Below are 22,293 nucleotides of genomic sequence, written 5' to 3'. Positions count from 1 at the left end.
CATTCCGGTTTGTCCTCGGAGTCCGGTACCTATAGATTCCCGCCCGTGCCGTCCGTACGTAGTGATCGCCGGTGGACCATCGCAGTGCGCGGAGCCTGGAAGGACGGCACGCTGTGGCCGTGGTGCCTTGCGGCCGTCGCGGCGGCCTGCGGCTACGGCGTGGCCACCGTCTTCCACCCCGGATATCTCAGCGCCGACAGCAACACGCAGCTGGGGCAGGCGCTGGGGGACGAGCCGGTGAACGACTGGCATCCGCCCGTGATGGCGCTCGCCTGGCGGGTCCTCATCGCGGTCACGGGGAACTTCTCGGTCATGGCCGCCGTCCAGGCCGCCGTGCTGTGGGGGACGCTGTGGGTCCTGGCCCGGCTGGTGTGGACGAAGACGCGCAGTCGCGGACTCTCCCTGGCCGTCCTGGCCGTCGGCTTCGCGCCGCACATCATGAACCTCACGGGAGTGGTGTGGAAGGACGTGCACCTGGCGTACGCGCTCCTCGCCGTCTTCGCGATCGCGCTCACCGTGCGTGAGCTGCCGCCGGACCGGGTCAGGACCCGGTGGGCCCTCCTGGTGGCGGGTGTGCTGTTCCTCACGTACGCCGCCCTCGTGCGCAAGAACGGCATCCCCGCCGCGATCCCGGTCTTCGCCCTGCTCGTCCTCGCGGCATGGCCCGTTCCCGGCCGGCGCCGCTGGCAGGCCGCCACCGCCGTCTTCGCCGCCGCCGTGCTCGCCGGCGGCGCCGGGGTCTCCGCGGCGACCCATCCGCTGGCCACCAAGGTGTACGCGGTGATCCCGGTGGACGATCTCGTGCACGTCCTCACGCCGGACCAGGTGCGGGCCGCCGCCGAGCAGGCGGGCGCGAGCGCGGACCTGCGGGACGGGCTGGTCGCCGCCGCCGTCACCTGCCGGCAGCGGAACATCGCCTCCGACGCGTACCTCCAGTGCTTCCCGCAGCGCCGCCCGTTCGACGTGACGTATCTGGACCGGCGCGCCGACGTCATCGTCCGGATGTGGACGCAGCAGATGCCCAAGCACTGGAAGGGGTACGCCGAGTACCGGACCAGGGTCTTCACCAAGCTGCTCTTCCGGAGCAACCAGGTCTTCTGGAACGGCACCCGCGTCAACGCCGGCGCCCGGCTGCACCCGGAAGTGCGCGAGCAGCCGCTGAACGACACGCTGAGGTTCGCGCTGCAGAACTACGTGACCGGCTTCGCCCGCGACCTGCCGATGCTCTTCCAGGGCTGGTTCTGGCTGGCCGTCTCGCTGGTGCTCGTGCTGCGCCGCTGGTGGCCCGGCCCGTACAGCAGGGAACTGCGGCTCCTCGGGGCGAGCTCCCTGCTGTACATCCTCGCCTACCTGCCGACGGCGCCCGAGTCCAACTACCGTTACGTGTACTGGCCCGCGCTCTCCGGAACCGTCGCGCTCACCCTCGTCGCGACGGCCTTCGCGGCACGTCGCCGCGCGGCGGCCGCCGGTGAGCCGGACGCCCGCCCCGCCGCACTGCCGGCCGGCCGGGCCGAAGCCGCCCCGGCCGGACCGCGCGAGGGCGCCGGCGCTGCCGGATGACCCGGGCCTTCGGCCTCCGTCAGACCGCCACGTACGTCACCGGCTCGCTCCCCGGCACCGCTTCCGCGCGCCCCAGCTTCACCAGGCGGCGCAGGTGCGACTCGGCTTCCGAGACGGCGATGTTCCGTGATCCGTAGGGGATCTGCTCCCAGGGCCGGTTCCACTCCATCCGCTCGGCCAGCTGCCACGGCGTCAGCGGTGCGGCGAGCAGGGCGAGAAGGCCCGCCAGACGGTCCTCGTGGTGCACCAGGAGTTCCCGTACGCGCCCTGCCGCGTCCGTGAACGCGTGCTGGTGGGCCGGGAGGACCTCGGCGACGCCGAGGCGGCCGATGCGCTCCAGGGAGGCGAGGTAGTCGCCCAGCGGGTCGGTGGGCGTCGCGTCGTCCGGGTCCTCGTACAGGCCGACGTGCGGGCTGATGCCGGGCAGCAGGTGGTCGCCGGAGAAGAGGCGGCCGCGGCCGGGAAGCCGGGCGGGGTGGTCCTCCTCCAGGTGCAGGCAGACGTGGCCCGGGGTGTGGCCCGGCGTCCAGATCGCGCGCAGGGTGCGGCCCGCCAGGTCGAGGAGCTCGCCGGGCACGATCTCCCGGTCCGGGACCGCGGCCCGCAGTCCGGGCAGGGTGCGCATCCGGCCGCCCTTCTCGCGGGCGGCCAGCAGCGGGGCGATGTGGTCCTCGGGCGCCCCGGCCGCCGCCAGCTTCGCGGCCAGGTAGGCCAGCCAGGTGCCCGGTCGCGACGCGCGGGTGCGGCGGACGATCGCCGTGTCGGCGGCGTGCATCGCGATCCAGGCCCCCGACGCCTCGCGGACCTGACCGGAGAGGCCGTGGTGGTCGGGGTGGTGGTGGGTGATGACCACGCCGTGGACCTCGGCGACGTCCACGCCCACGCCGGCGAGCCCGGCCGTGAGGGTGTCCCACGCCTCGGGGTCGTCCCAGCCGGTGTCGATCAGGACCGGGCCCCGGTCCGTGTCCAGGAGATGCACCAGGGTGTGACCCAGGGGGTTGTCCGGTATGGGGACCTCGATGCTGTGGACGCCCCCACCGTGGTTGATCACCTGCGTCATGAACGCCCCATCTCTGCGCGGCCTCGGCGGCGTGCGGGGTACGGCCACGACGCGCCCCGTCCACTGTAACGAGAACTTGTTCCAGTGGTAGCCCCGGTCGACCATCTCCGCCGTCGAGGCCGTGCGCGCGTCCGGTGGGCCCTGCCCCGGCCGTGGACTCCTGGAACTGGAACTGGTATCAGTTCTGACACGAAGTCAGGTCAAGGGCTCGGTCAACCAGTCAGTCGGACGGGCCCCATGCCGCGTCGCGGGAGGCAGCAGCCATGAGCGAGCTTGTCGAGCACGGAAAACTGTTCATCGGCGGGGAGTGGGTCGATCCGGCCGGACGGGACGTCATCGAGGTCGTCTCCCCGCACACCGAGCAGGTCATCGGCCGCGTCCCGCACGCCGCCGAGGGGGACGTGGACCGGGCCGTCGCCGCCGCCCGGGAGGCGTTCGACCACGGGCCCTGGCCGCGGATGCCGCTGGACGAGCGCATCGCCGTCGTCACGCGCATCAAGGACGCGTTCGCCGTGCGGTACGAGGAGATCGCCCGGGTCATCAGCTCGGAGAACGGGACCCCGTACACCTCCAGCGTCATGGTGCAGGCCCTCGCCGCGATGATGGTGTGGGACGCGGCCGTCACCGTCGCCCGCACCTTCCCGTACGAGGAACGCCGGGACGGGGCGCTCGGGCCGCTGCTCGTGCGGCGGGAGCCGGTCGGGGTGGTCGCCGCGGTCGTCCCGTGGAACGTGCCCCAGTTCACCGCCGCCGCCAAGCTCGCGCCCGCGCTGCTCGCCGGGTGCTCGGCCGTCCTCAAGGTGTCGCCCGAATCACCGCTCGACGCCTACATCCTGGCCGAGATCGTCGCCGAGGCCGGGCTGCCCGAGGGCGTGCTGTCGATCCTGCCCGCCGACCGCGAGGTGAGCGAGTACCTCGTCGGGCATCCGGGCGTCGACAAGGTCTCCTTCACCGGATCCGTCGCCGCCGGCTGCCGTGTCATGGAGGTCGCCTCGCGCAACCTCACCCGCGTCACCCTCGAACTCGGCGGGAAGTCCGCCGCGGTGATCCTCCCCGACGCCGACCTGGACGCGGCCGTCGCCGGCATCGTGCCCTTCGCCTGGATGATCAACGGCCAGGCCTGCGTGGCCCAGACCCGGATCCTCGTCCCCCGCTCCCGGTACGAGGAGATCGCCGAGGCCTTCGCCGCCGCCGCCGGAGCGCTGAGGATCGGCGACCCCCTCGACCCCGCCACCGAACTCGGCCCGCTCGTCGCGCGGCGCCAGCAGCAGCGCTCCCTCGACTACATCCGGATCGGCCAGGAGGAGGGCGCGAAGGTCCTGACCGGGGGCGGCCGTCCGGCGTCGCAGCAGCGCGGCTGGTACGTCGAGCCGACGCTCTTCGGCGACGTCGACAACTCCATGCGCGTCGCCCGCGAGGAGATCTTCGGACCGGTCATCTGCCTCCTGCCGTACGGCGACGAGGACGAGGCGGTGAAGATCGCCAACGATTCCGAGTACGGACTCAGCGGCAGCGTCTGGACCGCCGACACCGGGCACGGCATCGACATCGCCCGCCGGGTCAGGACCGGCACGTACAGCGTCAACACCTTCAGCCTCGACATGCTCGGCCCGTTCGGCGGCTACAAGAACTCCGGCCTGGGGCGGGAGTTCGGGCCCGAGGGGTACGGGGAGTACTTCGAGCACAAGATGATCCACCTGCCCGCCGGCTACGGGGGCGAGGTCTGATGGGCGACCGCTGGAGCGTCGAGGTCGACCGGGGCGTCTGCATCGGATCGGGGATGTGCGTGAACCACGCTCCGGGCGGTTTCCGGCTGGACTCCGCCCGCCAGTCCCACCCCGCCGACCCGGAGACCGACGCCAACGAGCAGATCCTCGCCGCGGCCGAGGGCTGCCCGGTCGAGGCCATCACGCTCGCGCTGGCCGGGTCGGGAGAGGCGGTGTTCCCGCCGGAGGAGTAGGGCCATCACGCTCGCGCCGGGCGGGTCGGGAGAGGGCCATCACCAGGGCGCGGTCTCCGGCGGGTCAGGGTCGCGCGCCCGACAGCAGGTGCAGCCGCAAAGCCAGTTGAAGCTCCAGGGCCCGGTCCGGCTCGTTCCAGTCGCGGCCCAGCAGGACCTGGATCCGGTCCAGCCGCTGCACCACCGTGTTCACGTGCACGTGCAGCTCGTCCTTGGCCCGGATCAGGCTGCCGCCCGCGCCGAAGTACGCGCTCAGCGTCCGCACCAGGTGCGTGCCGCGCTGCGCGTCGTACTCCAGCAGCGGCCCCAGCGTCGCCGCCACGAAGCCGTCGACGTCCTGCGCGTTGCCCAGGACCACGCCCAGGAAGCCGAGTTCCTCCACGCAGGCGCCCTGGCCCGTGCGGCCCAGCACCCGCATCGCCCGCAGGCAGCGCGCCGCCTCGCCGTAGGCCGCGGCGAGTTCGCGGGGGCCCCGGGCGGGACCGGCGGCCGCCACGGTGACGGGGGACTGCGCCAGCTGGCCGAGCTGCGCCGCCGCCGAGCGGGCCGCGCGTCCCGCGGCCGGGTCGTCGCCCTCGACCAACAGCACCACCGCGCCCGCGTGTTCGGCGCTCACCCCGTGGATGTCCCCGCCGAACAGATAGCGCAGCGCGGCGGGCGCCAGCCGCTCCCGTGCCGCCGTCTCCGCCACCAGCAGCAGATGCGGCCGGTCCAGGTCGATGCCCAGGCGGCGCCCGCGCTCGGCCAGCCCCGCCGGGTCGCGGCCGGAATCCGTCAGCAGGTCGGCGATCAGCTCGCCGCGGATCCGGTTCTCCGTCTCGGCCACCGTGCGCCGCAGCAGCAGGAGCAGCCCGGTCACCACCGCCGACCGCTCGAACAGCCGGCGGTCGGAGTCGTCCAGCGGCCTGCCCCGGTGCAGGACCAGCCCGGCCAGCAGCTCCTGCCCGGCGAGCACCGCGCAGACGACCCGCCCGTCGCGGTGCACGGCACGCGCCCCCGCACGGGACTCCTCGGCCGCCTCCGCCAGCCAGCCCGCGTCCATGCTGTCGGCGGCGAAGCCCGTACCGTCCGGGCGCACCGCGGCCAGCGGACGGCCGCCCGGGTCGTGAATGGTCAGCGGGGAGTCGAGCAGTCCGGCGACGGCCGCCGCGACGTCCCTCACGTCCCGGCCGCGCAGGACCAGGTCCGTCAGCCGGTCATGGGACTCCTCGGCCCGCCGCATGGCCGCCGAGTGGGCCCGCACGGAGGCGTTGGCCTCGGCCAGCTCCGCGTTCGCCTCCGCGAGTTCGGCGAGGGCCGCGGTGGTGTCGGCGAGGGCGCGGGCCGTGTCGATGGCGATCGCCGCATGGGCGGCCAGCGAGCAGAGCAGGGCCACCTCGTCCGGGCTGAAGACCCGGGGCGCCCGGTCGGCCGCGAACAGGACGCCGATGACCTTCCCCGTACCGCCGCGGCTGGAGCCGAGCAGCAGGGGCACGCCCAGAATGGCGACCAGGCCCTCGTCCAGGACCCCGGCGTTGATGTTGCGGGTGTGGTGGAAGCGCTCGTCGGTGCGGTAGTCCGGGGTGGCGTACGGGCTCGCGGTCTGGGCCACCAGGCCGCCGAGCCCCTCGCCGAGTTCCAGCCGCAGCCGCTGGAAGAGCAGCGACACCGACCCGTCGGTCACCCGCATGTAGGTGTCGCCCGCCTCCTCGTCCGGAAGCGTGAGATAGGCCGTGTCCGTGCCGAGGAGCATCCTGGCCCGCCGCACGATCGCCTTCAGCACGTCGTCCAGGTCGCGGGAGGCCGCCAGGTCGCCCGCCGTGTCGAACAGCGCGGTGAGCTGGAGCTCGCGGCGCCGGTGCTGGCGCAGGGCGCCCCTGATCCGCAGCGCCGTCGCCGTGGCCCGCTCCACCTCGGCGAGCTCCTCGGCGGGCACGCCGTCCCCCCGCGCCTGCGAGGAGACCGCCCCCAGCGCCTCGGCGGGCGCGTCGTCGGCCAGCAGGTCGAACAGGCGCCGCAGGTGGGGCGCGGCGGAGGGGAGCGGTTCAGGCATCGGGCAACCAGCGTTCGTAGGAGTTCGGTCGGTCAGTTGGCGGTCCAGCCGCCGTCCATGGAGAGCGAGGTGCCCGTGATGTGCCCGGTGTGCGGGCCGCACAGCCACAGGACCGCCTCGGCGACGTCCGCGGGCTCGATCAGCCGCTTGACGGCGCTGCGCTCCAGCATCACCCGCCCCACCACGTCCGCCTCCGAGATGCCGTGGGCCCGGGCCTGGTCGGCGATCTGGTTCTCGACGAGGGGCGTGCGTACGTAGCCGGGGCTGACGCAGTTGCTCGTCACCCCGTGCTCCGCCGCTTCGAGCGCGACCACCTTGCTCAGCCCCTCCAGTGCGTGCTTGGCCGTGACGTAGGCCGATTTGTAGGGACTCGCGCGCAGCCCGTGCACCGACGAGATGTTGACGACGCGCCCCCAGCCGCGTTCGTACATGCCCGGCAGGGTCCGGCGCAAGATGCGGAACGGGGTCTCCACCATGACGCGCTGGATCAGGGCGAACCGGTCCGGCGGGAACTCGTGGACCGGGGCCACGTGCTGGAGCCCCGCGTTGTTGACCACGACGTCCGCGCCGGCCGGCAGCGTGTCGACGACCGCCGGGTCGGACAGGTCCACCACCCAGGGCGTCCCGCCGATCTCCTCCGCGAGGCGCTTCGCGGCCTCGCCCGCCCTGTCCACCACATGCACGTGCGCGCCCGCCGCGGCCAGCGCCAGCGCGCAGGCCCGTCCGATCCCGCCGGCCGCACCAGTCACCAGCGCGGTGCGCCCGGCCAGGACCGGTTCCGCGCGCGCCTGCGGTGATCCGCCGCCGGGGGAGGGAGTGGCGGGCTCGTGATCGGGTCTGCGGGAAGTCTCCATGGCCGTCACCGTAGGTACGCGGCGGCCCGTGTCACATGGCGGCGGTGCACACAGCCTCCCGCTCCGGCATGGTGGCGGCGTACGTGGTGCCGTACGGCGCGGGGGAGGCGTCGCCGTGGTGCTCCGGACCGCACAAGAGCCCCGCCGCACACAGCCCGCACCCGCCGGTGTCCGCCTGGCACATGGGCGCGGCGACGCGCCGCTCATAGGTTCCGGCAGCAACCCGATCCCCCACGTACCGACCAGGGAGGCAGCCCCCGTGCGCCCATCGATCCTGAGACGCTTCTTCCGCCGCGTCGCGTCCACGGCCGTCCTCGGCCTGCTCGCCGCTACGTTGAGCACCACCACCGCCGCGCAGCCGGCCGCCGCCGCGGGCGGTCTCCAGCAGATCACCGGCTTCGGCTCCAACCCCGGCAACCTGCAGATGTACGCGTACACGCCCGCCGGCCTCCCGGCGAACGCGCCCCTGGTCGTCGCCCTGCACGGCTGCACCCAGACGGCGAACGCGTACTACACCAATTCCGGCTGGCCGAAGTTCGCCGACGAGTGGGGCTTCGCCGTGGTCTTCCCCCAGACCACGTCGGCGAACAACTCCCTGTCCTGCTTCGGCTGGTTCGATCCGGCCGAGGACACCCGGGGCAGGGGCGAGGCCGCCTCCGTCGTGCAGATGGTCGAGTACGCGAAGCAGACGTACGGCTCCGACGGCCGCCGGGTGTACGTCACCGGGCTCTCCGCCGGCGGCGGCATGACCGCGGACCTGCTGGCCGCCTATCCGGACGTGTTCGCCGGCGGCTCCGTGTCCTCGGGGCTGCCCGCCCAGTGCGCGACGAGCCAGGCGGCCGCGTCGGGCTGCCAGACGGGCCCGCAGAAGCTCACCCCCGCGCAGTGGGGCGACAAGGTGCGGGCCGCCCACCCCGGGTACACGGGCCCCTGGCCCCGCGTGGCGATCTGGCAGGGCACCGCGGACTACACGGTCTACCCGGCGAACGCCACGGCCCTGCGCGACCAGTGGACGGACGTCTGGGGCATCGGCCAGACGCCGGCCTCCACGGACGCCCTGCCCGGGAACACCACCCGAAGCGTCTACAACGACGCCTCGGGCCGGCCGGCCGTGGAGACGTACTCCGTCTCCGGCATGGGCCACGGACTGCCCGTGAACCCCGGAACGGGCGCCCAGCAGTGCGGGACGACGGCCGCCTACTTCCTGAACGCCGTGTGCTCGACGTACTACACGGGCGTCTTCTGGGGCCTGGACGGCGGCGCGCCCGGCGGGGGCGGCGACGGGCTCCCGGCCCCCACGGGCCTCACCGTCACCGGCACCACGGACACCACCGCGTCCCTGTCCTGGAACGCGGTGCCGGGCGCGTCCTCGTACGCCGTGCTCCGCAACGGCACGAAGGTCGCCTCTCCCACCGCCGGCGCGTACACGGACACCGGCCTCACCGCCGGGACCGCCTACCGCTACACCGTGGCGGCGGTCGACGCGTCCGGCGGAGCAGGCGCCGCCTCGGTCCAGGTGACGGCCACCACCACCGGCGGCGGCGCACCGGCCACGTGCCACTCGGCCACCAACTACGCGCACGTGACGGCGGGCAGGGCCCACACGTCCGGCGGGTACGCGTACGCCAACGGCTCGAACCAGAACATGGGCCTGTACAACGTCTTCGTCACCCACACCCTGAAGGAGTCACCCGCCGGGTACTTCGTGATCGCGGACGGCGGCTGCGCCACCGGCTGACGCGTGGCGGGCCGGGCCCGGCGGTCCGCCGCCGGACCCGGCCCGCCCCTCAGGCGTACGCGAACGCCACCAGGCGGTCGGCGACCTCCTGCCCGCCCCGCTCGCCCGTGAGCACCGTGTAGTGGTTCACGTCCTCCACCGCCACCGGCCGCACCCGGGTCCCCGCCAGGCCGGCCGCCGCCAGCCGGCGCTCGTCGTACAGACCCTGCTCCTCGTCCATCAGGCCGCGCGCCGCCCACAGCAGCGTCGCCTCGGCCGGCAGCTTCCGTACCGCGCCCAGCACCTCGTCGTCGAACAGGCCGACGCCGTCCGTGCGGACCGCCTCGATCCGGCACGTCGAGCGCAGGGCCGGTTCCTCGCCCGTCAGGTCGCGCTGGATGTACGCGTCCACCTCGTCCGACCAGGCACCCGCGAACGCCGGATGGGCCTGCCAGAAGGCGCGGTAGGCGGCCCGGTCCGCGAACGTCATCGACAGGCGGTCCATCGCCGGACCGATCACGGCCGTCATCAGCTCGTCCGGGGTCAGGTGCGTGGGCGCGGGGAAGCCGATACCGCCGTCAACGAGCAGTAGCGGGCCGAAGCGGTCCGGATACCGCACCGCGGCCAGCGCCGCCACGAACGCGCCCATCGAATGGCCCGCCAGCACCACCCGGTCCAGGCCCAGGGCCTCGGTCAGCGCCACCACGTCGTCCGTGTGCGCGGCGATGCCGTACGGGCCGGGGAGAGCCGAACTCCCGGCCCGGCCCCGCAGATCCGGGGCGATCAACGTGACGCGGCCGGCCAGCAGCCGGGCCACCGTGCCCCAGGAGAGCGCGTTGGCCGTGATGCCGTGCAGGGCCACCACCGCCGGTGCGTCCGGATCGGCGGCCGGCCAGCGCAGTGCGGCCAACCCGCCTCCCGGGACGGGGACTTCGATCTCCTCGTACGGAATCACAGGGCTCCGGTCTCCTTCCGGTGCGGCACGGCTCCCAGCCGGCCCGGCAGCCGGGCCAGGCCGCCCGGCAGCAGATGTACCACGGCCACGAACAGCACGCCCAGCAGGAACAACGGCTGGGAGAGCGGGACGCGGAGCACCGCGGGCAGATCGGCGACCGCGCCCGAACCGGCCAGATCGCCGAGCCGGTGGTCCGCCCAGGTGTAGAGGATGCCGCCCGCCATCGGGCCCCAGCGGGTGCCCGAGCCGCCCAGCACCACCATCACCAGCAGCGACAGCGTGAAGTCGGACGTGGTGGTCCGGGGGGTGGAACCGCCGGTCAGGAGCAGGTGCACGATGCCGCCGAGCGCGGCGAGCCCGCCCGCGACGACGAAGGCCGTCAGCTTGAAGCCGTACGGTCTCAGGCCCAGCACCTCCACCCGGCGCTCGTTCTCCTTGATGCCCTCCCAGACGCGCCCGGTGGGGGAGCGGACCGCCCACGTCACGACGGCCAGGGTGAGGACGAGGTAGGCGAGGGCGATCCAGTAGAGGTTCGCGGTGTGGTCGATGCCGACGAGCCAGGAGGGAAGCAGGTCCGCCGGAGCCGCCCGCCCCTCCTCGCCGCCGGTGACACCGCCGGGGTCGCGGGACACCAGGATCGAGCCCGCCTGGGCGAAGGCGAGGGTCACCATGGAGAAGCCGATCCCGGTGACGCGCAGACTCACCGACCCCAGGACCAGGGCCAGTGCGATCCCGAAGAGGAGGCCGAGGACCGCGGCGAGGGCGAAGGGCAGCCCCGCCTCCAGCAGGAACGTGTTGGTGGCGTAACTGCCCGCCGCGAAGTACAGGGCGTGGCCGAACGAGAGCAGCCCGGTGCGCCCGAGCAGGAGGTCGTACCCCGTGGCCAGAGCGCCGAACAGCAGACAGGTCGCGAGGAGCTGGAGGCTGCCCGCGCTGCCGAGCGGCCCGTCCAGTACGCCCGGCACGGGCACGGCGCTGAACGGCGCGACCACCAGGAGCAGCAGGACGCCGGCCGGCCACCAGCGCAGCGGGCGGGGTCCGTCGGACGTCCGCGCCGGGGCGGCGGGGCCGTCGGTGCGGTCATGTGTCTCGGTGGCGGTGCTCACGCGAGCCTCCCCGTCAGTCCGCGCGGGCGGATCAGCAGCAGCGCGGCGAGCAGGACGACGACCGCCAGGTCGCCGAGGCCCGCAGCGGTGTAGTAGTTGGCGAACTGCTGGACCAGGCCGATGACGACGGACGCCACGGCGGCGCCCGTCACCGAGCCCATGCCTCCGGTGACCACGACGACGAAGGCGAAGATCAGCAGCGAGGTGCCCTGCCGGGGGTCGACCGAGCCGAAGTACAGCCCGCCGAGCGCCCCGCCGAGGGCCGCCGCGCAGCCCCCGATCGCGAAGACGAGCGTGAACGCCTTGCGGACGTCGACGCCGAGCGCGGTGACCATCGCCCGGTCCTCGACACCCGCCCGTACGACGAGTCCGTGCCGGGTCCGGCCCAGGAACAGCCGCAGCGCCACCAGGACGAGGACGGCCGCCGCGATCAGCACCAGGCGGTTGACGGGGACCTGCGCGCCCAGCAGTCCGAAGGTGCCGGACAGGGCCTCGGGCCCGGGGAAGGTCCGGGCGTCCGAGCCCCAGATGCCCGACAGCAGCGCCGGGACGGCGAGCCCGACCCCGACGGTGGCGAGCACCTGTTCGCGCGGCCGGGTGTAGAGCGGGCGGACGACGGCGAGTTCCAGGAGCACGGCGGCCGCGGTGCCCACGGCCGTACCGAACAGGACCGCGAGGCCGAAGCCGGCCCCGCCCGGCCCCGCGCCCGGCAGATGGCCGGACGCCGCCCACCAGGTGCCGTACGCACCGATGGAGAGCAGGGCCCCGTGAGCGAAGTTGAGGACGTCCATCAGACCGAAGATCAGCGAGAGTCCGGACGCGATGAGGAAGTAGAGGGCTCCCAGACCGAGACCGGTCAGGGTGAGCAGGACGAGGGTGGACATCAGTGATCCGCCTCCGCGGGGTGGGGGGCCGGCGGGCCGTGGCCCACGCCGAGCAGTCTGCGGGCCGCCTCCGCGTCTTCGAGCAGTTCGGCCGCCGGGCCCCGGTGGGCGGTCCGCCCGTCGGCCAGCACCACACAGTGCGCGGCGAGGCGACGCACGACGGCGAGGTTCTGCTCCACGAGCAGGACGGGCACCGCTTCGGCGGCCCGCTCCAGCACCTGGGCGACCTCGGTGACCACCTTCGGGGCCAGGCCCTTGGTCGGTTCGTCCGCGATGATCAGCCGGTTGGCGTTGAGCAGGGTGCGGCCGATGGCGACCATCTGCTGCTGTCCGCCGGACAGCGTCCCGGCCAACTGCCCGGCCCGCTGCCTCAGTTCGGGGAAGAGCTCATGGACCAGGGCGTACGCGGGCTCGCCCGCGCCGCGCCGCTCCGCCAGCCGCAGGTTCTCCGCGACGGTCAGCCCGGCGAAGACGCCCCGGTCCTCGGGGGCGTAGCCGATGCCGCGCCGGACCAGTGCGTGCGTCGGCAGGGACACGGTCTCCTCGCCGTCGAGGCGGACGCTGCCCTCGCGCGGGACGAGACCGAGGATGCCCCGTACGGTCGTGGTCTTCCCGGCCCCGTTGCGGCCGAGCAGCGCGGTCACGCCGTGGGCCGCGACGTCCAGGCCGACGCCGTGCAGGATGTGGCGGCCGCCGATGAGAACGCGCAGATCCCGTACGTCGAGCAGGGGGCGCCCGGTCACAGCCCCTCCCCGAGGTAGGCCCGCTGCACGGTCGGGTCGGCGGTCACGGCCTCCGGCGTGTCCAGGGCGAGCAGCCGGCCGTGGTGCATCACGGCGAGCCGGTCCGCGAGGCCCAGCAGCACGTCCATGTGGTGCTCGACCATGAGGACGGTGCGGCCCTCCTCCCGGTGCAGGGTGCGGATCAGTTCGGTGAGCGCCGGGACCTCCTCGGCGCTCACCCCGGCCATCGGCTCGTCGAGCAGCATCAGCCGGGGCTCGCCCACCAGCAGCACGGCGAGCTCCAGCTTCCGCTTCTCGCCGTGCGACAGTTCGGCGGCCGTGGCCCGGGCCCGGTGGCCGAGACCGGTGCGCTCCAGGACCCCGGCCACCTCGGCGGTGAACGGGTCGGCGCGCCGCCAGAGGCGGTACGAGCCGCCCCGGGCGGCCTGCGCGGCCAGCCGGACGTGGTCGGCCACCGTCATCGCGGGCCAGAGGCTGGACGTCTGGAACGTCCGGCCGATCCCGCGCCGGGCACGGACGTGGGCGGGCCGGTCCGTCAGGTCCGCCCCGTCCAGCGCGATCGTGCCCGCGGTGGGCAGCGTCAGACCGCTGATCAGGTTGAACAGGGACGTCTTGCCCGCCCCGTTGGGCCCGATGAAGGCGAGGAAATCGCCCTCGCGCACGCTCAGCGTGATGTCCTCGACGATGGTCGCGCCGCCGACGCTCCAGCCGATGCCGTCCAGTCGGAGCACGGGGGCCGCGACGTCGGGCGGGGCGCCTCCCGGACGCCCGGGTGTGTAGGGTGCGGTCACGGGTCAGCCCGCCGAGGGCTTCACGGGCGGCGCCACGGCGTCCCTCGCCTCGGTGTCCAGCAGACCGGGCTTCGCGCCGGCGCCCTTGCCGGTCAGCCGGGCCACGAACATGGGTTGCAGGAGCGCGTGGTCCTCGGCCCGGACCTGCTGCTCGCCCTTGGGCCCTTCGAAGGTCCAGCCCTCCAGGGCCTTCACCATCGCGGCCGGATCCGTGGCGCTCCCCTCGGCGACGGCGTGCACCACCATCTGGGCGGCGGTGAAGCCGTCCGGGGTGAACAGATCGGGCGTGCCGCCCGCCTTCGTCACCGCGCCGAGCATCGCCTTCTCCACGGCGTTGCCGCCGCCCGCGCCCGGGAAGTAGTGCGCCAGGAACGACACCTTGGACCCGGCCGCTCCGAACACCGGGTAGGAGGCGGTGCCGGCGAGTCCGGTGACGACCTTGCCCGCGCCCAGCACGCCCTGCTGGTCCAGCGCGGTCCACAGGGCCGGGGCGGTGGACCCGGCCCAGGCGACGAAGACCAGGTCCGGCCCGCCCGCCTTGACCTGCCGGGCGAACGGCGTCAGGTCCGTCGCGCCGGGCGGCGCCAGCACGGAGCCGACCTGCGCGCCCTTCGCGCCGAGCACCGCCTTCACGGCGGCGACGTTGGCCTGCCCGAACGTGGAGTCCTGCGCGAGGACCGTGACCTTCCTGCCCTTCGCGTCGCCGAGCATCGTGCCCGCCGTCAGGATGTCCTGGTAGGACTGGCGCCCCGAGCGGAAGGTGTAGTCGTTGATGCCGGTCACCGCGTCGGTGGCCGCCGGGCCGCTGACGTACAGCACCTTGTTCTGCGCGGCCAGCGGCGCCATCTGGAGGGCGACCCCGGAGTCGGTGGTGCCGGCCAGCACCTTGTAGCCCTTGCCGATCAGGCTCTTGGCGGCGGAGACCGCCTTGCCGGGGTCGCCCGCGTCGTCCTGCTCGGTGACCTCGATGCGGTGGCCGGCGACCTTGCCGGTGCCCTTCGTCGCGTAGTCCAGGCCCGCCATGAAGCCGTCGCGGTACTGCTTGCCGTAGTCCGCGAGCAGCCCGGTCCGGGAGTAGACCAGGCCGACCTTCACGGCCGCGTCGTCGGCGGCCTCGCCGGAGCCGGAGCCGCCCGCCGTGCCGGCGGCGGTGCAGCCGGTCAGCAGCAGACCGGCGGCTGCCAGGACGGCGAAGGTGCGGATGTCGGTGGGGGAGTGGCGGGCTCTGCTGGCCCTGTTGGCTCTGCGACGCATGGGGACCGGCTCCTCGGCGTGTTCCTGTGATGTCGCCGAACCGTATGAAGACCGTGCCGTCGTCGATATGGTGCAGGGCGCCCCACCTGGCCGGTGACCCATGTGGGCGCCGTACATGGGCGGATGCCGGGAACCCGGAGCGCCTCGGACCGGCCGCCCCACGAGGCGGCGTCGCGGGGCTTTTCACCCCCGCCCCGTGCCCGCCGGTCTCAGCCGGCCGGTTCCTCCGCCGTCAGGTCGATCAGCCGGCAGACCGTCTCGATGTCTATCTTCACCTGCGCGATCGACGCCCGCCCCGAAAGCCAGGTGATCAGGGCCGAGTGCCAGGTGTGCTCGATGACCCGGACCGCCGAGAGCTGCTCGGGCGTCGGGCGGTCGAGCTCCATGGCGTCCAGGATGATCGCCGTCGTGAGCCGCGAGACCGTGTCCACCTCGGGGCTCACACTGCGGTCCGCGAAGGTCAGCGCGCGCACCATCGCGTCGGCCAGGTGCGGTTCGCGCTGCATCGCGCGGAAGGCGCGCATGAGCGTGTCGGCGACCCGCTCGGCCGCGCCTGCCCCGGCCGGCGGCCGTTTGCGGAGCGTCCCGTGCATGTGCTGGAGCTGGTCCTGCATGGTGGCGACCAGCAGATGGATCTTGGACGGGAAGTAGCGGTACAGCGTGCCCAGGGCCACCCCGGCGGCCTCCGCCACCTCGCGCATCTGGACGGCCTCGAAGCCGCCCCTGCTGGCGAGCTGGGCGCTGGCGTGCAGGATGCGGCGGCGGCGGGCCTCCTGGCGTTCCGTCAGGGGCGGCGATGCCGGTCTGGCTTCCGCTGTCATGTGTCCCCATCCCCAGGCTTCTGTCCGCGACCGCGAGCTGCGGCGGCCGGTCCGGCGGCGCACAGCATGCCAGGGTGTGTGTCGTGGCGCGAATCACCTGATCCGGCCGTTGCACCGGTGCTACCTGCCGGTAGATTCGTAGCTCGTTGAACGATCCGGTCTGTAACTTGTTCTAGATTAGCGTGAGCGGTTACGCTCCGGCGAACACGCAGTGAGAAGGGGGCCGAGTGTGACCGCTGAGGCCATAGATTCGGGCCCCCGTACGGGCGTCGGCACGTCGGACACGGGCTCGGTCCCCGCTGACGGCCGGCCCCTGCGCATCGCGCTCCTCACCTACAAGGGCAACCCCTTCTGCGGCGGCCAGGGCGTCTACGTACGCCACCTCGCCCGGGAACTCGCCCGCCTCGGCCACAGCGTCGAGGTGATCGGCGCCCAGCCCTACCCCGTGCTCGACGAGGGCGTCCCACTCACCGAACTGCCGAGCCTGGACCTCTACCGGCAGCCCGACCCGTTCCGCACCCCACGGGCGGGCGAGTTCCGGGACTGGATCGACGCCGCCGAGGTCGCCACGATGTGGACCGGCGGCTTCCCCGAACCGCTCACCTTCAGCCTGCGTGCGCGCCGCCATCTCCGGTTCCGGCGCGGCGAGTTCGACGTCATCCACGACAACCAGACGCTCGGCTACGGGCTCCTCGGCGACCTCGGGGCCCCGCTCGTCACCACGATCCACCACCCCATCACCGTCGACCGGCAGCTCGACCTGGCCGCCGCCCCGACCCGGCGCCGGCGCGCCTCCGTACGCCGCTGGTACGCGTTCACCCGGATGCAGAAGCGGGTCGCGCGCAAGCTGCCGTCCGTGCTCACCGTCTCCGGCTCCTCCCGTCAGGAGATCGTCGACCACCTCGGCGTGCGCCCGGACCGCGTCCGCGTCGTGCACATCGGGGCCGACACCGACCTGTGGTCGCCCGACCCCGCCGTCGCCGAGGTGCCCGGCCGGATCGTCACCACCTCCAGCGCCGACGTCCCGCTCAAGGGCCTCGTCCATCTCGTCGACGCGCTGGCCAAGCTCCGTACGGAGAATCCCGCCGCGCACCTCGTGGTCGTCGGCCGCCGGGCCGAGGACGGACCGGTCGCCCAGGCCATCGACCGTCACGGACTCGGCGACGCCGTCGAGTTCGTCAAGGGCATCAGCGACACCGAACTCGTCGACCTGGTGCGCAGCGCCCAGATCGCCTGCGTCCCCTCGCTGTACGAGGGGTTCTCGCTGCCCGCCGCCGAGGCCATGGCCACCGGAACCCCGCTCGTCGCCACCACCGGTGGTGCGATCCCCGAGGTCGCCGGCCCGGACGGCGAGACCTGTCTGGCCGTCCCGCCCGCCGACGCCGGGGCCCTCGCCGACGCGCTCGGCCGGCTGCTGGGCGACCCGGAGCTGCGCGCGCGGCTCGGGGCCGCGGGCCGGGAACGGGTCCTCGCCCGGTTCACCTGGAAGCAGGCGGCGATCGGCACGGCCGCGCTCTACCGGGAGGCGATCGCGGCCCGCGCCGTCACCGGCCCCGGCGGCCGACGGTGACACCGCTCCTCACGCGCACCCTCCCCCTTTGCCCCCTCGACCGCGAAAGCAGGCCTTCGTGCTGACCGTGGACTTCACCCGCTTCCCGCTCGCCGCAGGCGACCGAGTGCTCGACCTGGGCTGCGGCGCCGGACGCCATGCCTTCGAGTGCTACCGGCGTGGCGCCCAGGTCGTGGCCCTCGACCGGAACGCCGAGGAGATCCGCGAGGTCGCGAAGTGGTTCGCCGCGATGAAGGAGGCGGGGGAGGCGCCCGAGGGCGCCACCGCCACCGCGATGGAGGGCGACGCGCTCAACCTGCCGTTCCCCGACGCGTCCTTCGACGTCGTGATCATCTCCGAGGTCATGGAGCACATTCCGGACGACAAGGGCGTGCTCGCCGAGATGGTCCGGGTCCTCAGGCCCGGCGGCCGCATCGCGATCACCGTGCCGCGTTACGGCCCCGAGAAGGTCTGCTGGACGCTCTCCGACGCGTACCACGAGGTCGAGGGCGGCCACATCCGCATCTACAAGGCGGACGAACTGCTGGGGAAGATCCGCGGCGCCGGCCTCAAGCCGTACGGCACCCACCACGCGCACGCCCTGCACGCCCCCTACTGGTGGCTCAAGTGCGCCTTCGGCGTCGACAACGACAAGGCGCTGCCGGTGCGGGCGTACCACAAGCTGCTCGTCTGGGACATCATGAAGAAGCCGATGGCGACCCGGGTCGCCGAACAGCTGCTCAACCCGGTCGTCGGCAAGAGCTTCGTGGCGTACGCGACCAAACCGCACCTGCCCGCCACCGTGACGGCCGCGGCCCCCGCGCCGGCCGGCGACTCCGCGAAGGCCGAGGCGTGAGTCTTCCCGAGCGGACCGAACACCTCGTCCTGCCCGGCGTCCTCACCTCCGAGGAGGCCGCGGAGACCGTCGCCGCCGTGCTCGCCGTGCAGTGCGACGACGGCGCGATCCCGTGGTTCCGCGGACACCACCTGGACCCCTGGGACCACACCGAGGCCGCCATGGCCCTGGACGCGGCCGGTGAGCACGCCGCCGCGGAACGCGCGTACGAGTGGCTCGCCCGCCACCAGAACGAGGACGGCTCCTGGTACGCGGCCTACCACGACGGTGACCCCTCGCAGCCGACCGACCGGGGCCTGGAGACCAACTTCTGCGCCTACGTGGCCGTCGGCGTCTGGCACCACTACCTCGCCACCGGTGACGACGCGTTCGTCGACCGGATGTGGCCGACGGTCTTCGCCGCCGTCGAGTTCGTCCTGCGGCTCCAGCAGCCCGGCGGGCAGATCGGCTGGAAGCGGGAGGCCGACGGCACCCCGGTGACGGACGCGCTCCTGACCGGCTCCTCCTCCATCTACCAGGCCCTGCGCTGCGCGCTCGCCATCGCCGAGCGCCGCGAAGAACCGCAGCCCGACTGGGAGTTGGCGACGGGGGCGCTGGGGCACGCGATCCGCAGCCACCCGGAGCGCTTCCTCGACAAGAGCCACTACTCGATGGACTGGTACTACCCGGTCCTCGGCGGCGCGATCGTCGGACCGGCGGCCCAGCAGCGGATCGACGAGGGCTGGGACCGCTTCGTCGTCCCCGGCCTCGGCGTGCGCTGCGTGCTGCCCAACCCCTGGGTGACCGGCGGTGAAAGCTGCGAACTCGCCCTGGCGCTCTGGGTGATGGGCGAGTCCGACCGCGCGCTGGAGATCCTCCAGTCCATCCAGCACCTGCGGGCCGAGGGCGGGATGTACTGGACGGGGTACGTCTTCGAGGGCAACCGGGCGTTCTGGCCCGAGGAGCACACCGCGTGGACCGCCGGATCGCTCCTGCTGGCGGTGGCCGCGCTCGGCGGGGACGAGGCGACCACCGCGGTCTTCAGCGGGGAACGGCTGCCGAAGGGCCTGGAGCCGGACTGCTGCGGCTGAGCGGTGCGCTGATCCTCCGGTGGGCTCGGTGCTCAGTGCCGGATGCGACCGGCCACCGCGTGACCGACGAACAGGTACACGACGGCGGCGAGGCCGTATCCGGCGACGACCCTGGCCCACGCCTCGTCGAACGTGAAGAGGTCGTACGACCAGCCGGCGAGCCACCTGGCGGTGTGCTGTACGAACTCGACCAGATCGTTGCCCCGGTTGGCGTCGAGCAGGTACATCAGAATCCACAGGCCGATGATGAAGGCCATGACGTCGGCCACCACGGCTATGACGCGTGCAGCGGTGCTGCTTCCCTTGCCTCTGCTGTAGGACATGGATTCCGGATTGCCGTTTTCGGCCAGGTGAAACCCGGACGGCGGCACCGGGGTGGCGGGACCGGGCCGCCGCGGCCAGCCTGACGGGGGGAGTGCCGGGCCCCGGCACCCGCCGTGACGTCCCCGGTCAGGGAGGCCCGCCGTGCCCCGTTCCGTACCGCTCCGCCGACTCCTCGTCGCGTTGCTGCTGTCCTGCTCGGTGCTGGTGGGCACCACCGCGTGCGGGGGCGACGACGACAGCGGTGCGAGCACCTCGGCATCGCCCACCGGCACGTCGTCGGCCGAGGCGCAGAAGTTCGCCAAGACGCGGTTCGTCGCCAACGCGGGCCTGGCGGCCGGCGCGACGTACCAGTGGATCGTCAAGCCCTACCGCGCGGGGACGTTCAAGAAGGGCGCGGACGGGCGGACCTTCGCGCTCGTCAAGGCCGGGCTCGCCGGCGGCTTCGCCTACAACCGGCTCAAGGCCGCGACCGTCAACGCCAAGGGCGACCCGCTGCTGTCGAAGGCCGTCGCCCCGCTGACGGCGGGCATCGAGTCCCTCAAGGGCATGGCCGCCAAGCTCCGCAAGGGCGAGGCGGGCGCAGGGGACGTCGGCGCGTTCGAGAACGTCATCAACAGCGTCAAGGAAGCCGGGAAGAGCGCGGGCGCCGAAGTGAAGGACAAGGTCCCCTCCGCTTCGCAGCTCGGCGGATAACCGCATGTGAGGAGGACCGTGGCCGCACTAGGGTGCGGGCATGGCTCCTCTCGCGCACGCGCGCTACTGCGATGAAATCGTCGGCCTGACCGACGCGTTGAGGGCGGCTGTCGGCGCCGGGGACCTCGACGCGGCCGTCCCCACCTGCCCCGAGTGGACGCTGCGGGACCTCGCCATCCACGTCGGCCGCGCCCACCGCTGGGCCGGCGAGATCGTCCGCACCCGGGCCACCGAGGAGCTCCCGGACGAGCAGGTGCCGGCCTTCGCACCCGAGGGCGACGACCCCGCCGTGCTCGACGCCTGGCTGGCCGACGGGGCGGCCGGGACCGCGGCGGCGCTGCGGGACGCAGGCCCCGCAGAGAAGGTGTGGTCCTGGTACGGCCGGGATCGCAGCACCGGTTTCTGGGCGCGGCGCATGGCGATCGAGACGGTCGTCCATCTGGCGGACGCGGCCCTGACCGCGAAGGTTCCCTACACGATGGCGCCCGACCTCGCCGCCGACACGATCGACGAGTGGCTGGACATCGTCGCCTACGCCCAGGCGGAGGGCGACCCCGAGGCCGCGGAGCTGCGCGGGGAGGGCCGCTCCCTCCATCTGCACGCCACCGACGTACCGGACGCCGAGTGGCTCGTCGAGTTCGGCGCGGACGGCTTCACCTGGCGCCACGCGCACGGGAAGGCGACCGTGGCGCTGCGCGGTCCGCTCACCGACCTGATGCTGGTCTTCAACCGCCGCCTGGCCCCGGACAGCGACCGCGTCGAGGTGCTGGGCGACGCGGAACTGCTGGACTTCTGGCTGGCCCGGTCCTCCTTCGGCTGACCGGCGGCGCGGCGGCGCTGCCGGTGTGCGGGCCGGGCAGGGCTGCGCCAAGCTGGAGGGGACGTCCGTGCCGCTCTGCCAGGAGGTGCCCATGGACCCGGTCCGGGCCCTGGAACGGATCGCCTTCCTGCTGGAGCGGGACAGGGCCGAGACCTACCGCGTCCAGGCCTTCCGGACCGCGGCCCACGCCGTTGCGGCGATGCCCGACGGCGAGGTCGTGCAGCGGGTGACGAACGGTTCCCTGGAACAGGTCAAGGGCATCGGCCCCCGCACCGCCCAGGTGATCCGCGAGGCGGTCGCCGGAGTGACCCCCGCCTATCTGGAGCGGCTGGAGAGGGAGGCCGAGGAGCGCGGCCCGCTCGCCGGGGGCGGTGAGCGGCTGCGGGCCCTGCTGCGCGGCGACTGCCACCTGCACTCCGACTGGTCGGACGGCGGCAGCCCGATCGAGGCGATGGGCCGCGCGGCGGCGGAGATCGGCCACGCGTGGGCGGTGCTCACCGATCATTCGCCCCGGCTGACGGTCGCCAACGGGCTCTCGCCCGAACGGCTGCGGCACCAGCTCGATCTGGTCGCCGAACTCAACGAGCAGTGGGCCCCCTTCCGGCTGCTGACCGGCATCGAGTGCGACATCCACCTCGACGGCACCCTCGACCAGGAGGAGGAGCTGCTGGAACGGCTGGACCTCGTCGTGGTGTCCGTGCACTCCAAGCTGCGGATGGACCCCGGCCCGATGACCCGGCGCATGGTCGCCGCCGTCCGCAACCCCCCGGCCGACGTCCTCGGCCACTGCACCGGACGCCTGGTCACCGGCCGGGGCCGCCCGGAGTCCCGGTTCGACGCGGACGAGGTCTTCGCCGCCTGCGCGGAGGCGGGCACGGCGGTGGAGATCAACAGCAGGCCCGAGCGACTGGACCCGCCCCGGCGGCTGCTGCGCCAAGCCGTGGACGCGGGCACCCTGTTCGCCGTCGACACCGACGCCCACGCCCCCGGACAGCTCGACTGGCAGATCTACGGCTGCGCCCGCGCCGAGGAGTGCGGCGTCCCGGCGGAGCGGGTCGTCACGACCTGGACGGCGGACGAACTCCTCGGCTGGACGCGGGAGGGCCGGATTCCCGCCGGCCCGCAGGCGGATTCCTGAGCCTCGTCGGACTGGAACGCGGCGTCACGCCTCAAGGGCCCGGCCCGGACGGGCGGCGGGCAGCCCTCCTCGGCGCGCCTCCGGCCCGGCCCGCGGCGGCCTCCGG

Annotated in this window: 21 protein-coding genes; 10 read left to right on the top strand and 11 right to left on the bottom strand. The window is 73.5% G+C overall.

Going from position 1 to position 22,293, the window contains the following annotated elements; translation table 11 throughout:
- The first annotated feature begins 45 nt into the window (after positions 1–45).
- Complete coding sequence (locus E6R60_RS04030; RefSeq protein WP_136325009.1) at positions 46–1,560, top strand: hypothetical protein; 1,515 nt, start codon at positions 46–48, stop codon at positions 1,558–1,560.
- Positions 1,561–1,579: 19 nt separating this feature from the next.
- Here the strand turns inward: E6R60_RS04030 and E6R60_RS04025 are convergent, their stop codons facing one another.
- On the bottom strand, positions 1,580–2,620 hold the full coding sequence (locus E6R60_RS04025) for an MBL fold metallo-hydrolase (RefSeq protein ID WP_136325008.1): 1,041 nt from the start codon (positions 2,618–2,620) through the stop codon (positions 1,580–1,582).
- A 263-nt stretch (positions 2,621–2,883) separates the two neighbouring features.
- On the opposite strand from E6R60_RS04025, the gene E6R60_RS04020 reads away from it, so the two are divergent.
- Positions 2,884–4,347: an aldehyde dehydrogenase gene (locus E6R60_RS04020; RefSeq protein WP_136325007.1), complete on the top strand. Its 1,464-nt coding sequence runs from the start codon at positions 2,884–2,886 to the stop codon at positions 4,345–4,347.
- On the top strand, positions 4,347–4,580 hold the full coding sequence (locus E6R60_RS04015) for a ferredoxin (protein WP_136325006.1): 234 nt from the start codon (positions 4,347–4,349) through the stop codon (positions 4,578–4,580). The genes E6R60_RS04020 and E6R60_RS04015 overlap by 1 nt, the downstream gene beginning before the upstream one ends.
- A gap of 64 nt (positions 4,581–4,644) precedes the next feature.
- Here the strand turns inward: E6R60_RS04015 and E6R60_RS04010 are convergent, their stop codons facing one another.
- Together E6R60_RS04010 and E6R60_RS04005 are read right to left on the bottom strand one after the other, a co-directional pair.
- Positions 4,645–6,612 carry a GAF domain-containing protein gene (locus E6R60_RS04010; RefSeq protein ID WP_136325005.1) on the bottom strand — a complete coding sequence of 656 codons (1,968 nt, stop codon included), beginning with the start codon at positions 6,610–6,612 and terminating at the stop codon, positions 4,645–4,647.
- Between the two features lie 32 nt (positions 6,613–6,644).
- The gene (locus tag E6R60_RS04005; RefSeq protein WP_136325004.1) at positions 6,645–7,466 is read right to left on the bottom strand and encodes a 3-hydroxybutyrate dehydrogenase; all 822 of its coding nucleotides are present in this window, start codon (positions 7,464–7,466) and stop codon (positions 6,645–6,647) included.
- 259 nt (positions 7,467–7,725) lie between these two features.
- Here E6R60_RS04005 and E6R60_RS04000 point away from each other — a divergent pair, with 259 nt between their 5' ends.
- The gene (locus E6R60_RS04000) at positions 7,726–9,204 is read left to right on the top strand and encodes a PHB depolymerase family esterase (protein WP_136325003.1); all 1,479 of its coding nucleotides are present in this window, start codon (positions 7,726–7,728) and stop codon (positions 9,202–9,204) included.
- Positions 9,205–9,253: 49 nt separating this feature from the next.
- Here E6R60_RS04000 and E6R60_RS03995 read toward each other — a convergent pair whose 3' ends face one another.
- The 7 genes from E6R60_RS03995 to E6R60_RS03965 all read right to left on the bottom strand — a co-directional run bounded on the left by E6R60_RS03995 (position 9,254) and on the right by E6R60_RS03965 (position 15,737).
- On the bottom strand, positions 9,254–10,138 hold the full coding sequence (locus E6R60_RS03995) for an alpha/beta fold hydrolase (protein WP_136325002.1): 885 nt from the start codon (positions 10,136–10,138) through the stop codon (positions 9,254–9,256).
- Positions 10,135–11,244 carry a branched-chain amino acid ABC transporter permease gene (locus E6R60_RS03990; RefSeq protein ID WP_136325001.1) on the bottom strand — a complete coding sequence of 370 codons (1,110 nt, stop codon included), beginning with the start codon at positions 11,242–11,244 and terminating at the stop codon, positions 10,135–10,137. Before E6R60_RS03990 ends, E6R60_RS03995 begins: the two co-directional genes overlap by 4 nt.
- Positions 11,241–12,128 carry a branched-chain amino acid ABC transporter permease gene (locus E6R60_RS03985; protein ID WP_136325000.1) on the bottom strand — a complete coding sequence of 296 codons (888 nt, stop codon included), beginning with the start codon at positions 12,126–12,128 and terminating at the stop codon, positions 11,241–11,243. The genes E6R60_RS03990 and E6R60_RS03985 overlap by 4 nt, the downstream gene beginning before the upstream one ends.
- On the bottom strand, positions 12,128–12,871 hold the full coding sequence (locus E6R60_RS03980) for an ABC transporter ATP-binding protein (RefSeq protein WP_136324999.1): 744 nt from the start codon (positions 12,869–12,871) through the stop codon (positions 12,128–12,130). The genes E6R60_RS03985 and E6R60_RS03980 overlap by 1 nt, the downstream gene beginning before the upstream one ends.
- On the bottom strand, positions 12,868–13,662 hold the full coding sequence (locus E6R60_RS03975) for an ABC transporter ATP-binding protein (RefSeq protein WP_136324998.1): 795 nt from the start codon (positions 13,660–13,662) through the stop codon (positions 12,868–12,870). Before E6R60_RS03975 ends, E6R60_RS03980 begins: the two co-directional genes overlap by 4 nt.
- A 3-nt stretch (positions 13,663–13,665) precedes the next feature.
- On the bottom strand, positions 13,666–14,916 hold the full coding sequence (locus E6R60_RS03970; RefSeq protein ID WP_136324997.1) for a substrate-binding domain-containing protein: 1,251 nt from the start codon (positions 14,914–14,916) through the stop codon (positions 13,666–13,668).
- 209 nt (positions 14,917–15,125) lie between these two features.
- Positions 15,126–15,737 carry a TetR family transcriptional regulator gene (locus E6R60_RS03965; protein WP_136324996.1) on the bottom strand — a complete coding sequence of 204 codons (612 nt, stop codon included), beginning with the start codon at positions 15,735–15,737 and terminating at the stop codon, positions 15,126–15,128.
- Positions 15,738–15,966: 229 nt separating this feature from the next.
- On the opposite strand from E6R60_RS03965, the gene E6R60_RS03960 reads away from it, so the two are divergent.
- Genes E6R60_RS03960 through E6R60_RS03950 form a run of 3 tightly spaced genes read left to right on the top strand, consistent with a single transcriptional unit; the run spans position 15,967 to position 19,212 of the window.
- Positions 15,967–17,307, top strand: a complete 1,341-nt coding sequence (locus E6R60_RS03960) for a glycosyltransferase family 4 protein (RefSeq protein ID WP_136324995.1) — start codon at positions 15,967–15,969, stop codon at positions 17,305–17,307.
- Positions 17,308–17,365: 58 nt separating this feature from the next.
- The gene (locus E6R60_RS03955) at positions 17,366–18,142 is read left to right on the top strand and encodes a class I SAM-dependent methyltransferase (protein WP_136324994.1); all 777 of its coding nucleotides are present in this window, start codon (positions 17,366–17,368) and stop codon (positions 18,140–18,142) included.
- On the top strand, positions 18,139–19,212 hold the full coding sequence (locus E6R60_RS03950) for a prenyltransferase (RefSeq protein ID WP_136324993.1): 1,074 nt from the start codon (positions 18,139–18,141) through the stop codon (positions 19,210–19,212). The genes E6R60_RS03955 and E6R60_RS03950 overlap by 4 nt, the downstream gene beginning before the upstream one ends.
- A gap of 32 nt (positions 19,213–19,244) precedes the next feature.
- Here E6R60_RS03950 and E6R60_RS03945 read toward each other — a convergent pair whose 3' ends face one another.
- Positions 19,245–19,535 carry a hypothetical protein gene (locus tag E6R60_RS03945; RefSeq protein WP_136324992.1) on the bottom strand — a complete coding sequence of 97 codons (291 nt, stop codon included), beginning with the start codon at positions 19,533–19,535 and terminating at the stop codon, positions 19,245–19,247.
- A 142-nt stretch (positions 19,536–19,677) separates the two neighbouring features.
- On the opposite strand from E6R60_RS03945, the gene E6R60_RS03940 reads away from it, so the two are divergent.
- The 3 genes from E6R60_RS03940 to E6R60_RS03930 all read left to right on the top strand — a co-directional run bounded on the left by E6R60_RS03940 (position 19,678) and on the right by E6R60_RS03930 (position 22,187).
- Positions 19,678–20,229: a hypothetical protein gene (locus tag E6R60_RS03940; protein WP_136324991.1), complete on the top strand. Its 552-nt coding sequence runs from the start codon at positions 19,678–19,680 to the stop codon at positions 20,227–20,229.
- A 40-nt stretch (positions 20,230–20,269) separates the two neighbouring features.
- Positions 20,270–21,049, top strand: coding sequence for a maleylpyruvate isomerase family mycothiol-dependent enzyme (locus tag E6R60_RS03935; protein ID WP_136324990.1), 780 nt, complete (start codon positions 20,270–20,272; stop codon positions 21,047–21,049).
- A 91-nt stretch (positions 21,050–21,140) separates the two neighbouring features.
- On the top strand, positions 21,141–22,187 hold the full coding sequence (locus E6R60_RS03930; RefSeq protein ID WP_136324989.1) for a PHP domain-containing protein: 1,047 nt from the start codon (positions 21,141–21,143) through the stop codon (positions 22,185–22,187).
- Positions 22,188–22,293: the final 106 nt, after the last annotated feature.

It is taken from the genome of Streptomyces sp. A0642 (assembly GCF_004795105.1).
GTDB lineage: Bacteria > Actinomycetota > Actinomycetes > Streptomycetales > Streptomycetaceae > Streptomyces.
The sequence above is the reverse complement of the archived record's forward strand: the minus strand, read 5'-3'. Positions and strand labels throughout refer to the sequence as shown.